We start from the raw sequence: 12,887 nt of genomic DNA, 5'->3' as shown, positions 1-12,887 counted from the left end.
GAACGGCGCCGCCAGATCAATCAGCGGCGGCCGTAGCGTTACATCGTGCGGCGGTCGAGCATCGCGCGCGCGATCGTGCCCGCGTCGACGTATTCCAGCTCCCCGCCGACCGGCACGCCGCGCGCGAGACGCGTCACCGCGAGCCCGCGCGCCTTCAGCGTCTGGCCGAGATAGTGGGCGGTGGCCTCGCCTTCGTTCGTGAAGTTGGTCGCGAGCACGACCTCCTTGACGATGCCGTCGGACGCGCGCCGCACCAGCCGGTCGAAATGGATTTCCTTCGGGCCGATGCCGTCGAGCGGGCTCAACCGCCCCATCAGCACGAAATACAGCCCGCGATAGGTCATCGTCTGTTCGAGCATGATCTGGTCGGCCGGCGTCTCGACGACGCACAGCAGCGTCGGATCACGCTCCGTATCGCTGCAGACCTCGCAGATCTGCGCCTCCGTGAACGTATTGCACTTCTCGCAGTGCTGCAGATGCTCGGTCGCGAACAGCAGCGAACGGCCAAGCCGCTCCGCCCCCTCCCGATCGTGCTGCATCAGGTGGTACGCCATGCGTTGCGCGGATTTCGGCCCGACGCCGGGCAGCACGCGCAGCGCTTCGACGAGGGCGGACAAGGCGGACGGCTGTTTCATACGTCGACGGATGCCTGGACGGACGCGCCGCTCAGAACGGCAGCTTGAAGCCCGGCGGCAGCGGCAGGCCGGCCGTCATGCCGCTCATCTTCTCCTGCGACGTCGCCTCGGCCTTGCGCACGGCATCGTTGAACGCGGCAGCCACGAGATCCTCGAGCATGTCCTTGTCGTCCGCGAGCAGGCTCGGGTCGATCGACACGCGGCGCACTTCGTTGCGGCAGGTCATCGTCACCTTGACGAGGCCCGCGCCCGACTGCCCTTCGACCTCGATCTGCGCAAGCTGCTCCTGCATCTTCTTCATGTTTTCCTGCATTTGCTGCGCTTGCTTCATCAGTCCGGCGATGTTGCCTTTCAACATGGGAATACTCCTTCTTGATCGTGTGAAAACCGGCACGCGGCGCGTGCCGGCAATGTGCATGGGCGTGACTTGTGCCTGTCGCGGTGCTTATCGTTCAATGCGGTTCGATGCAGTTCAATGCAACGTCGGCGACGCGCCATCCGCCGATGCGGCGGCATCCGCGAGCGGACGCACCGAGCCGTCGACGATGCGTGCGTCGAAGTCGCGCACGAGCTGCTGGACGAACGGATCCGCGTGAATCTCCTGCTCCGCTTCGCGCTGGCGCGCCGCGCGCGCGGCCGCGTCGAGCGCCGCCGCGGTGCGTCGCGCGGGCCCGACCTCGACGGCGACGTCGACCGGCTTGCCCAGCGCATCCGCGAGGGCGGCCTTCAGTTTCGCGACCTGCGCCGCATCCGCGTATTGCGGCACCGGCACGGACAGCTTGAGCGTCGTCGCGTCGACCGCCGTCAGCTCGCTGTTGAACGCGAGTTGGTACGCGACGCCCTTCAGCGGCAGCCGCGCGGCCAGCGCCGGCCACTCGCCGTCGAAACCGATCGGATCGAGCGCGATGGCGGGCGGCAGTGGGCGCGTGTCGACCGGCGCGGACGCGGCCGGCTTCGGCGCGACGCGCACGTCGTCCGGCCCGCTGTCGAACACCGGCACGAAGCCGTCGTCGGGCGGACCGCCGAACATCTCGTCCGCGCTGAGCGGCACGTACTCGTCCGGCGGAATGTCTTCCCAAGGCGGCGGCGCCTGACGCGTATCGGGCTGCGGCGCGCGGGCGGCGGCTCGCGGAGTGGGCACCACGACGGCCGGACGCGACGGCGCGGGCTTTTCGGCCGCCGGTTGTGCGGCGGCTGCCTTCGGCGCGGCGCCGGGCCGCGAGCGATCGGGCGACACGCGCATGCCGGCGTTGCGCAGCACATCGAGCGCCGCGGCGGCGCCGCCGCGGGCGGAGGCACGCGGCGCCGACTCGGCCGGCGCAGGCTCGGCCGGCGCGGTGCGCGGTGCCGGCTCGGCGGACGGTGCGGGGGCCGCGCTGCGCGGTGCGACAGCGGACGCGTCAGGATCTGACGGCGCCGACGGACGTGCATCGTTTGCCGGTGCGGCGCGCGCTGCCGACGGCGGTTGCGCGGAAGCAGCGACCGGTGCTTCGGGCGTCGCCACTACCGGTGCTTGCGCAGCAGCAGGGTTCGCGGCGGGTGTAGCGGCTGCGTCGGCGGATTGGGCCGGTGCCGGGGTTTCGGCCGGCGCCTGTGATTGGGTCGGCGCCGCCGATTGTGCCGGTGCCGTGGATTGGTCCGGTGTCACGGATTGGGCCGGTGCCGCGGATTGTGCCGATGCCGCGGATCGGTTCGATGCCGTGGATTGGTCCGATCCCGAAGATTGGCTCGGCGCCGAAGATTGATTCGGTGCCGAAGATTTGGCCGGCGCGGTGGATTGAGCCGACGCCGAACGCGCCGCAGGCACAACCGGCGCGGCGGCCTGCGGACGCGCCGCTTCGCCTGCCCCGCCCGATACCGCAGCACGCGGCGTCGCAGCGGCAGCAGCGGCAGCAGCAGCAGCCGCGCGCGGCGCAGCCGCCGGCACCCCACGCGGCACGGCGGGCTCACCACCGGGCGCGCTGCCCGAGCCGACAGCCGGCTCGAACGCGAGCATCCGCAACAGCGTCATCGTGAAGCCCGCGTACTCGTCGGGCGCGAGACCCAGTTCCGCACGCCCGACCGTCGCGATCTGGTAGAACAGCTGCACCTGCTCGGGGCTGAGCGTCTGCGCGAACCGACGCAGGTCGGCCGCTTCCGGCCATTCTTCGAGCACCGAGCCCGGCGCGAACTGCGCCCACGCGATCCGGTGCAACAGGCTGGCGAGATCCTGCAAGGCGGTCGAGAACGACAGGCTGCGCAGCGACATTTCGTCGGCGATCGCGAGAATCTCGGTGCCGTCGCCAGCCGCGAGCGCGTCGAGCAGGCGCACCATGTAGGTCTGGTCGAGCGCGCCGAGCATCCCCGACACGGCCGTTTCCGTCACTTCGTTCGCCGAATAGGCGATCGCCTGGTCGGTCAGCGACAGCGCATCGCGCATGCTGCCCTGCGCCGCGCGCGCGAGCAGGCGCAGCGCCTGCGGCTCGAACGTAATCTGCTCTTCGCCAAGGATGCGCTCGAGATGCGACACGATGTGTCCGGCCGGCATCTGCTTGAGGTTGAACTGCAGGCAGCGCGACAGCACCGTGACGGGAATCTTCTGCGGGTCGGTCGTCGCGAGGATGAACTTGACGTGCGGCGGCGGCTCCTCGAGCGTCTTCAGCATCGCGTTGAACGCGTGGTTCGTCAGCATGTGCACTTCGTCGATCATGTAGACCTTGAAGCGCGCATCGACGGGCGCGTACACCGCGCGTTCGAGCAGCGCGGCCATTTCGTCGACGCCGCGGTTGCTCGCGGCATCCATTTCGACGTAGTCGACGAAGCGGCCTTCGTCGATCTCGCGGCACGCACGGCACACGCCGCACGGCTGCGACGTCACGCCGGTTTCACAGTTGAGCGCCTTCGCGAAGATCCGCGACAGCGTCGTCTTGCCGACGCCGCGGGTGCCCGTGAACAGATAGGCGTGATGCAAACGCCCGCCGTCGAGCGCGTGCGTGAGCGCCCTGACGACGTGCTCCTGGCCGACGAGCGAAGCGAAATCCTTCGGACGCCACTTGCGTGCGAGAACTTGATAGGTCATCGGGAAATTGTATCAGCAACGCTGCGTCGCGCCGACACGCGAAACGGTACGGAACACGGATGCATGCGAAAACGTGAAAAGCGCGTGGAGAGCGGAAATAAAAAACGCCCTGCGAACGGGGCGAGAAGGAAGGTGACGAGCCCGACCCTCGGCACTGGCGGAAAACGGCTGTGGCTGCTTCGTTCCCGACCTGACCAGGTTCACCGGCCCACCATGCGAGGAGGCCCGTCACGGCGCATTCTATCACCGCTTCGCGCCGAATGCGATCGTTATTCGAACGAACATGCGAAAGCAGGCGCGTGCAACAGGCGCGACCGCCCTCTTGTATTTTGCGCGCCGGCCTCCACCTGCGTGACGCAACGGTCTTCGGCGTACGTGCCCCTACTCGCGAAGCGGCTACTATCGCCGTCAACAGCGGATAGCAATTTAGGCTAATATGACGCCCGAATGACCCGCGAGCCGCGGTACGCAGCGCTTACGCCCTTCTTTTCCGGAGTGCGGAGCTACCTGCCGCAGCGGCCTGCCGCCCGCCGGGCGGCAGGCGCGCCGAGAAGGCGCCATGCAGGCAGTCCCCGAACCGAAAGAGGTATTGACCAAATGAGCGAACAGATCAAACACATCAGCGACGCATCGTTCGAACAGGACGTCGTCAAATCCGACAAGCCGGTGCTCGTCGATTTCTGGGCCGAATGGTGCGGCCCGTGCAAGATGATTGCCCCGATCCTCGACGAAGTCGCGAAGGACTACGGCGACAAGCTGCAGATCGCGAAGATCAACGTCGACGACAACCAGGCGACACCGGCGAAGTTCGGCGTGCGCGGCATCCCGACGCTGATTCTCTTCAAGAACGGCGCGGCCGCCGCGCAAAAGGTCGGCGCACTGTCGAAGTCGCAGCTGACCGCGTTCCTGGACAGCCACCTGTAAAAAAAATACCGGCAGGTTCGCGGACGTGTTGTCAGCCGGCAACATGTCCGCCGCCAAGCCGCCGATCGGCCGCTCAAGCGCGAATCGGCCTATGCTAGAATTAAAAAACGTCTACAAGACGCATTTAAGTCTCTGAGCGATTCCGCTCGCCCTCCTCCCTTTTTTCTTTCGTCGCTTCTCTTCCCTGGCGGGATTCCCGTATGCATTTATCCGAGCTCAAGTCTCTGCACGTGTCCGAATTGATCGAGATGGCCAACGGCCTGGAGATCGAAAACGCGAACCGCCTGCGCAAGCAGGAGCTGATGTTCGCCATTCTCAAAAAGCGCGCCAAGACGGGAGAGACGATCTTCGGCGACGGCACGCTCGAAGTGCTGCCGGACGGCTTCGGCTTCCTGCGCTCGCCGGAAATGTCGTACCTCGCGAGCACCGACGACATCTACATCAGCCCGTCGCAGATCCGCCGCTTCAACCTGCACACCGGCGACACGATCGAAGGCGAAGTCCGCACGCCGAAGGACGGCGAGCGCTACTTCGCGCTCGTCAAGGTCGACAAAGTCAACGGGCAGCCGCCCGAGGCCTCGAAACACAAGATCATGTTCGAGAACCTCACGCCGCTGCACCCGAACAAGCCGCTGTCGCTCGAGCGCGAAATGCGCGGCGAAGAGAACGTCACGGGCCGCATCATCGACATGATCGCGCCGATCGGCAAGGGCCAGCGCGGCCTGCTCGTCGCGTCGCCGAAGTCGGGCAAGACCGTGATGCTCCAGCACATCGCGCACGCGATCAAGCAGAACCACCCGGACGTGGTCCTGTTCGTGCTGCTGATCGACGAGCGCCCTGAAGAAGTGACCGAAATGCAGCGCTCCGTCGCAGGCGAAGTGATCGCATCGACGTTCGACGAACCGGCCACGCGCCACGTTCAGGTCGCCGAAATGGTGATCGAGAAGGCCAAGCGCCTCGTCGAAATGAAGCACGACGTCGTGATCCTGCTCGACTCGATCACGCGTCTCGCACGCGCGTACAACACCGTGATCCCGGCGTCGGGCAAGGTGCTGACGGGCGGTGTCGACGCGAACGCGCTGCAGCGCCCGAAACGCTTCTTCGGCGCGGCGCGCAACATCGAGGAAGGCGGCTCGCTGACGATCATCGGCACCGCGCTGATCGAAACCGGCAGCCGCATGGACGACGTGATCTACGAAGAGTTCAAGGGCACCGGCAACATGGAAGTGCACCTCGAGCGCCGCCTCGCGGAAAAGCGCGTCTACCCGTCGATCAACCTGAACAAGTCGGGCACGCGCCGCGAGGAAATGCTGATCAAGCCCGAGATCCTGCAGAAGATCTGGGTGCTGCGCAAATTCATCCACGACATGGACGAAGTCGAGGCAATGGAATTCCTGCTCGACAAGATCCGCCAGACGAAGAGCAACTCCGAGTTCTTCGACCTGATGCGCCGCGGCGGCTGATCGCCCCGGCAGCGGATAGGACGGCCGCCCGCGCGTTGCGCCCGGCGGCCGTTTTTTCGCGCCAACATGTACGTGAACGTACACGTTGATCTATAATCCATCCCGTCGCCCCAACCCACCGCCACGATGACGACCGACACCCCCATCCTGCTGCTGACCGTGAGCGACGCCGCCGCGCGGCTCGGCGTCACGCCGCGCACGCTGAAGTACTACGAGGAGCGCGGGCTCGTCACGCCGTCGCGCAGCGAAGGCCGCTATCGTCTCTATGACGACGCCGACCTCGAGCGCTTCGCGCGAATCCTGCGCCTGCGCGCGCTCGGCTTCTCGCTGCAGGGCATCACCGAAATGCTCAAGCGTCCGCTGGAAGAGACGGACGACGGCCGGCGCCGCTACTCGGACGCGTCGCTGCGGGACATCCGCACCGGTCTCGCGGAACAGATCGGCACGCTCGACCGGCGCATCGCGGCGGTCCAGCGCGAGCTGAAGGAAGCGATGGCGCTGCGCAAGGAACTGCAGCGCGACATCGACTACGTCGAGCGGCGTCTCGCCGGCGAAAGCGCGGATGCGCTGATCGCGCAGCGGCGGGCCGAGGCGAGCGAGCGCCGGGCGCGCAAGAGCCGCGCATGAACGCGACGCCGGGCCGCCCGCCACTGTGGAGCCGCGCAAGCCTGCGCGCCGACCTGTTCCCGTGGGCGCTCGCGCTCGTCACCGGCATCGACTATTTCGACAACGCGACGTTCTCGTTCTTCGCCAGCTACATCGCGGGCGGCATCAACGCGTCGCCGGACGAGCTCGTGTGGTCGTCGAGCGCGTACGCGGTCGCGGCCGTGCTCGGCATCCTCCAGCAGCAATGGTGGATCGACCGCCTCGGGCATCGCCGCTACGTCGCCGGCTGCATGCTGATGTTCTCGCTCGGCGCGATCGCGTCCGCGCTCGCCGATACGTCGCTGGAGCTCGCGTTCGCGCGCGGCTTCCAGGGCTATTTCATCGGGCCGATGATGGGCGCGTGCCGGATCCTGATCCAGATCAGCTTCACGCCGCGGGAACGGCCACCCGCGACGCGCGCGTTCCTGATCATGATCCTGCTCGGCAGCGCGCTCGCGCCGATCGCCGGCGGCCTGCTCGTCGCGCATTCGACGTGGCGCGCGCTGTTCGCGTGCACCGCGCCCGCAGGCGTCGCGTTCGCGATCCTCGCACTGCTGACGCTGCCCGACACCGGCAACCTGCCCGACGACGAACGCGGTACCGGGCATTTCTGGCCGTACGTCGTGTTCGCGCTCGCGCAGGGCGCGCTGCAGGTCGTGATGCAGCAGGTGCGGTACCAGCTCTACAGCGGCTCGCCGATGCTGATCCTGCTGACGGTCGCGGGCCTCGGCGCGCTCGCGTGGTTCGCGCACCACCAGTGGCACCACCCGACGCCGCTCGTGCGCCTGCACGCATTCCGCCAGCGGACCTTCCAGGTCGGGCTCCTGCTCTACATGTTCTATTACTACGAGTCGACCGGCTTCAGCTACCTGACCTCCCGCCTTCTCGAATCGGGGCTCGGCTATCCGGTCGAGAACGCCGGGCGCCTCGTCGGCACGATGTCGCTGATCTCCGCGACCGCGCTGTTCGCGTACCTGCGCTACGCGAAGCTGATCACGCACAAGAAATGGATCATCGTGCCGGGCTTCGCAGTCGCCGCGTTCGCCGCGCTGTGGATGACCCGCATGACGCCGCAGGTCGGCGAAGCGGCGCTGATCGTGCCGCTGCTGCTGCGCGGCCTGCTGCTGCTGTTCATCGTGCTGCCGGTCGCGAACCTGACGTTCCGGATCTTTGCGATCGACGAATACACGCACGGCTACCGGCTCAAGAACATCGTCCGCCAGCTGACGATCTCGTTCGCAACGGCGTCGGTGATCATCGTCGAGCAGCATCGGCAGGCCGTGCACCAGACGCGGCTCGTCGAGCGCGCGAACGTGTTCGACCCGCTGTTCCAGCAGACGGTCGACGCGCTGGCCCGCAGCTACGCGGCCGCCGGCCATGCACCGGGCGACGCGCACGCGTTCGCGATCTCGTCGATCGCGCGGATGGTCGCGCAGCAGGCGTCGTTCCTGTCGTCGCTCGACGGGTTCTATTTCCTCGCCGGCGTCGCGATTTGCGGCGGGATCTTCGCCGCATGGCAAAAAGACATCGATTGAGTTAAAAGTCAGGCTTTGGGATTCACGTTGCCGTTTTCATGCTTTCGAAACTCACCCGCTGGCTCGACCATCGCCGCCGCAACCGCGCGCTGCGCAGCCACCCGATCCCCGACGCGCTGTGGCAGGACACCGTCGCGCGACTGCCGTTCCTCGACTACCTGCCGCCCGACGACCTCGGCCGGCTGCGCGAGCTGACGAGCCTGTTCATCGCGCACAAGTCGTTTTCGACCGCGCACGGCCTCGAGCTGACCGACGAGATGATCGTCGGCATCGCCGTGCAGGCCTGCGTGCCGGTGCTGAATCTCGATCTGTCGCTGTACGACGGCTGGGTCGGCGTCGTCGTGTATCCGGGCGAATTCGTGATCCGCAAGACCGTGCAGGACGAGGACGGCGTCGTCCACGAGGTCGAGCAGGACGCGAGCGGCGAAGCCTGGGAAGGCGGACCGGTGATCCTGTCGTGGGAAGACGCGCAGATGACCGACGGCCGCGACGCGTACAACGTCGTGATCCACGAGTTCGCGCACAAGATCGACATGATCAACGGCGCGGCCGACGGCTATCCGCCCCTCTTTCGCCGCTGGCATGCGCCGCATCTCGACGCGCAGGCGTGGGCCGACGTGTTCGAAAACGCGTACGACCAGTTCTGCGCACGCGTCGATGCGGTGCCGGATCGCGCGTGGGCGCGCTTCGAGCGGGAGTCGCTGATCGACCCCTATGCGGCCGACCACCCGTCGGAATTCTTTGCCGTATGCAGCGAGGCGCTGTTCGTGCGGCCGCGTGCGTTCGAGGCCGAGTTCCCCGAGCTCTACCGGCTGCTCGCCCGCTATTACCGGCAGGATCCGGCCCAAACCGGCGCGCTGGACGCGCGCTGAAAATTAATCGCCAACCGTCTGATTTTCTGGCATAATTGCCGTTTTTCGACCTTAGGCAAGTGGCTCGCGCCGGGCTTGACGCCAGCCGACACGCGCAATTCGCGCGGTTCGGAGCGGCAAGCGGCGGGTTGGCTACCGCTCTCACCAAGGAAAATCATGAAACCTGGCATTCACCCGGATTACCGCGAAGTCGTCTTCCAAGACATGTCGAACGGCTTCAAGTTCATCACGCGCTCGACGATCCAGACGCGTGAAACCATCGACTTCGAAGGCAAGACCTACCCGCTCGCCAAGATCGAAGTGTCGTCGGAGTCGCACTCGTTCTACACCGGCCAGCAGAAGATCATGGACACGGCCGGCCGCGTCGAGAAGTTCAAGAACAAGTTCGGTTCGCGCGCCAGCGGCAAGGTCGCGAAGTAAGCTTCGCGCCGCATCCGGTGACCGCATCGCACCGGTATCGCACCAAAGGGCAGCCCAGGCTGCCCTTTTTCGTCTCTGCTCGCCCGAGCGCCGTCGGCCGGCGCCCGGGCGCGACCGCTGACGCGCAACGGCCGGCGCGTCTACAATGCCGGATGCTCAAAACCGGCGCGCCGCGCGGCATCGCGCGAGCCGCGCCCAGAACGCCCATCTGCATGAAGCCTGTCGTTCGTCTCACCGCCTCCGCCACGCGCGCGCTGCCGCGCTGGCTGCTGCTCACGCTCTGCCTCGTCTATGCGGCGTTCGGCCTGTTCGGCCGCGACCCGTGGAAAAACGAGGACGCGGCGGGCTTCGGCGTCATGTGGACGATGGCCAAGGGCGGCTGGCACGACTGGCTGCTGCCGAATCTCGTCGGCAAGTTCATCACGACCGACGGACCGCTCGGCTACTGGCTCGGCGCGCTGTCGATCCGCGCGCTTGGGTCCTGGGTCGACGCAAGCAACGCGTCGCGGCTCGCCACCGGCATCCTGTTCTGCATCGCCTGCGCGTTCGTCTGGTACGCCGCGTATCTGCTCGGCCGGCGCGCCGAAGTCCAGCCGTTCAAGTACGCGTTCGGCGGCGAGCCCGAGCCGCGCGACTACGGCCGCACGCTCGCCGACGGCGCGCTGCTGATCCTGCTCGCCTGCTTCGGCCTCGCGGAGCGCGGACACGAAACGACGCCGCAGCTCGCGCAGTTCGCGTGGATCGCGATGCTCGTCTACGGGCTCGTGCGCGGCATCGACAAGCCGCTGCAGGGCGCGCTGTGGTGGAGCGCGGCGATCGGCCTCGTCTGCCTGTCCGGCAACCCGGTGCTCGTCGGCGCGCTCGTCGTCGGCACCGCCGTGCTGTGGCTCGTCACGCCCGAGATGCGCAACCTGCACCTGCCCGCGATCGGCGTGCCCGTCGCCGCCGCGATCATCGCGCTGTGGGTGTTCGCCGCGCTCGCCGCGGCGCCGGACGACGCCGCGTGGTTCTTCGACCAGTGGGTGCGCGGCAGCCTGATGCGCTTTTCCGGCCCGCCGACCGCCGTGCTGATGTACGCGGCGAAGAACCTGCCGATCTTCGCGTGGCCCGCGTGGCCGCTCGCGATCTGGGCGTGGTGGAGCTGGGCCGGCCTGCGCCGGCGCACGCACATCGCGATTCCGCTGTCGGTCGTCGTGCCGCTCGTTGCGCTCGTGATCCTGCAGAGTCAGCAGTCGAACCGCATGTACATGCTGCTGCTGCCGCCGCTCGCGGTGCTCGCGACGTTCGCGCTGCCGACGCTTAAGCGCGGCGCGATCAACGCGATCGACTGGTTCGCGGTGTTGAGCTTCACGATCCTCGGCAGCTTCGTGTGGCTCGTCTGGCTGGCGTCGATGACCGGCTTCCCGCACCCGCTCGCGCGCAACCTCGCGCGGCTCCTGCCCGGCTACGAGCCGCACTTCAAGGTGCTGTCGTTCGTCTGCGCGGTCGCGGTGACGGTCTGCTGGTTCCTGCTCGCGAGGTGGCGCGTGTCGCGTCAGCCGAAGGTGCTGTGGCGCAGCGTCGTGCTGTCAGGCGCCGGCACCACGCTGATGTGGGTGCTGCTGATGACGCTGTGGCTGCCGATCGTCAACTACGGCCGGACCTATCGCGACGTCGCGCAGCAGATCGCCGCGCACCTGCCGTCCGATTACGAATGCATTTCGCCGGTGCGGCTCGGCGACGCGCAGATCGCGACGTTCGCCTATTTCGGCAACATGCACTTCGATTACTCCGGCGACTGCGACGTGATCCTGCGCCAGGACCGCGCCGATTTCGGCGAACCGAGCTCGATGTCGCAGTACGTGTGGCGTCTCGTCTGGGAAGGCCGCCGCGTCGCCGACCGCGACGAGCGTTTCCGCCTGTACGAGCGCATCGAGCGGCCGAAGACGCCGGTCAAGCGCCGGCCGCCGCGCCGCAAGGCGGACGATTGACGATGCTGGCCGATATCCGTCGGATCATCGGCCTCGCGTGGCCGGTGCTCGTCGGCCAGCTCGCGATCATTGCGTTCGGCGTGACCGACACCGCGATGGTCGGCCGCTTCTCCGCCACCGATCTCGCCGCGCTCGGGCTCGGCGCGTCGATCTACCTGTCGGTCTTCATCGGCCTGACGGGCATCCTGTCCGCGCTGCAGCCGATCACCGGCCAACTGTACGGCGCGCGGCGCTACGCCGAGATCGGCGAGGAAGTCCGCCAGGCGCTGTGGCTCGCCGCGCTGCTCGCGGTGCCCGGCTTCCTGCTGCTGCATTTCCCCGAACCGCTGTTGCGTCTCGCGCATGCGCCCGCCGCGCTGCACGAGCGCACCGTCGCCTATCTGCGCCTCCTGTCGTTCGGGTTGCCGGCGAGCCTCGTGTTCCGGATCTACGGCGCGCTCACCAACGCGGCCGGCAAACCGCGCCTCGCGATGATCCTGCAGATCGGCGCGCTCGCGCTCAAGTTTCCGCTGAACATCTGGTTCATCTTCGGCGGGTTCGGCGTGCCGGCGCTCGGCGGCCCGGGGTGCGGGCTCGCGAGCACGGTGATCAACTGGGCGCTCGCGCTGGTCGGCTTCACGTTGCTCGCGAAGCTCGACGTGTTCGCGCCGCTCGCGATCTTCTCGCGCTTCTGCTGGCCGGTCTGGGCGCGCCAGAAGGCGATCCTGAAGCTCGGCGTGCCGATGGGCCTGTCGTACCTGATCGAGGTCACGTCGTTCACCTGCATGGCGCTCTTCATCGCGCAGTTCGGCACGACCACGCTCGCCGGGCACCAGATCGCCGCCAACATCAGCGGCGTGCTGTACATGACGCCGCTGTCGATCGGCGTCGCGACGTCGACGCTCGTCGCCCGCGCGCTCGGCGCCGGGCAGCCCGACGAAGCCCGGCTGCTCGGCCGGCACGGCGTGACGCTCGCGGGCGGGATCGCCGCGCTGTATGGCCTGCTGGTGTTCGCGCTGCGACCGCTGATCGTCGGCGGCTACACGCCGAACCCGACAGTCGCCGCAGCCGCGATGCCGCTCGTCGCGATCGTCACCTGCTATCACTTCTTCGACGCGCTGCAGGTCACGTCCGCGTTCGCGCTGCGCGCGTACAAGGTCGCGGCCGTGCCGACCGTCATCTACGCGGTCGCGCTGTGGGGCGTCGGGCTCGGCGGCGGCTACCTGCTCGGCTTCGACGTCGGCGGCCACTCGCCCGCGTGGCTGACCGGCGCGCGCGGCTTCTGGTTCGCGAACACGATGAGCCTGATGCTCGCGGGCGCCGGGCTCGCGGTCTATCTGCGCCGCGTGAGCCGCGCGCAGGCTGGCGCCTGACGCGCGGCGGGCG

General features: G+C 67.7%; 11 protein-coding genes and 1 other RNA gene. 8 read left to right on the top strand and 4 right to left on the bottom strand.

Annotation, left to right across the window (positions count from 1 at the left end; genetic code table 11):
* Positions 1-38 precede the first annotated feature (38 nt).
* From recR to ffs, 4 genes are all read right to left on the bottom strand, one after another.
* A complete protein-coding gene (gene recR / locus WJ35_RS03065) occupies positions 39-635 on the bottom strand; it encodes a recombination mediator RecR (RefSeq protein WP_010092235.1) in 597 nt (198 codons plus the stop codon).
* A gap of 31 nt (positions 636-666) precedes the next feature.
* A complete protein-coding gene (locus WJ35_RS03060) occupies positions 667-993 on the bottom strand; it encodes a YbaB/EbfC family nucleoid-associated protein (RefSeq protein ID WP_010092234.1) in 327 nt (108 codons plus the stop codon).
* Positions 994-1,107: 114 nt separating this feature from the next.
* Positions 1,108-3,693, bottom strand: coding sequence for a DNA polymerase III subunit gamma/tau (locus WJ35_RS03055; protein WP_069238711.1), 2,586 nt, complete (start codon positions 3,691-3,693; stop codon positions 1,108-1,110).
* Positions 3,694-3,824: 131 nt separating this feature from the next.
* An RNA gene (gene ffs / locus WJ35_RS03050) (signal recognition particle sRNA small type) lies at positions 3,825-3,923 on the bottom strand.
* A 367-nt stretch (positions 3,924-4,290) separates the two neighbouring features.
* Here ffs and trxA point away from each other — a divergent pair.
* The 8 genes from trxA (at position 4,291) to WJ35_RS03010 (ending at position 12,874) form a co-directional block, all read left to right on the top strand.
* On the top strand, positions 4,291-4,617 hold the full coding sequence (trxA, locus tag WJ35_RS03045) for a thioredoxin TrxA (RefSeq protein WP_006402348.1): 327 nt from the start codon (positions 4,291-4,293) through the stop codon (positions 4,615-4,617).
* Positions 4,618-4,817: 200 nt separating this feature from the next.
* Positions 4,818-6,080 (top strand): transcription termination factor Rho, encoded by a 1,263-nt coding sequence (gene rho, locus WJ35_RS03040; protein ID WP_060234927.1) that lies wholly within the window; start codon positions 4,818-4,820, stop codon positions 6,078-6,080.
* A gap of 126 nt (positions 6,081-6,206) precedes the next feature.
* A complete protein-coding gene (locus tag WJ35_RS03035) occupies positions 6,207-6,707 on the top strand; it encodes a MerR family transcriptional regulator (protein WP_060234928.1) in 501 nt (166 codons plus the stop codon).
* Positions 6,704-8,260, top strand: coding sequence for an MFS transporter (locus WJ35_RS03030; protein WP_060234929.1), 1,557 nt, complete (start codon positions 6,704-6,706; stop codon positions 8,258-8,260). Before WJ35_RS03035 ends, WJ35_RS03030 begins: the two co-directional genes overlap by 4 nt.
* A gap of 38 nt (positions 8,261-8,298) precedes the next feature.
* Positions 8,299-9,132 (top strand): M90 family metallopeptidase, encoded by an 834-nt coding sequence (locus WJ35_RS03025; protein WP_060234930.1) that lies wholly within the window; start codon positions 8,299-8,301, stop codon positions 9,130-9,132.
* Between the two features lie 156 nt (positions 9,133-9,288).
* Positions 9,289-9,552, top strand: a complete 264-nt coding sequence (locus WJ35_RS03020; protein ID WP_010092226.1) for a type B 50S ribosomal protein L31 — start codon at positions 9,289-9,291, stop codon at positions 9,550-9,552.
* Positions 9,553-9,764: 212 nt separating this feature from the next.
* A complete protein-coding gene (locus WJ35_RS03015) occupies positions 9,765-11,522 on the top strand; it encodes an ArnT family glycosyltransferase (RefSeq protein ID WP_060234931.1) in 1,758 nt (585 codons plus the stop codon).
* A gap of 2 nt (positions 11,523-11,524) precedes the next feature.
* The gene (locus WJ35_RS03010) at positions 11,525-12,874 is read left to right on the top strand and encodes an MATE family efflux transporter (protein ID WP_069238709.1); all 1,350 of its coding nucleotides are present in this window, start codon (positions 11,525-11,527) and stop codon (positions 12,872-12,874) included.
* Positions 12,875-12,887: the final 13 nt, after the last annotated feature.

Origin of the sequence: Burkholderia ubonensis (assembly GCF_001718695.1) — a bacterium.
Lineage (GTDB): Bacteria > Pseudomonadota > Gammaproteobacteria > Burkholderiales > Burkholderiaceae > Burkholderia > Burkholderia ubonensis_B.
The sequence above is the reverse complement of the archived record's forward strand: the minus strand, read 5'-3'. Positions and strand labels throughout refer to the sequence as shown.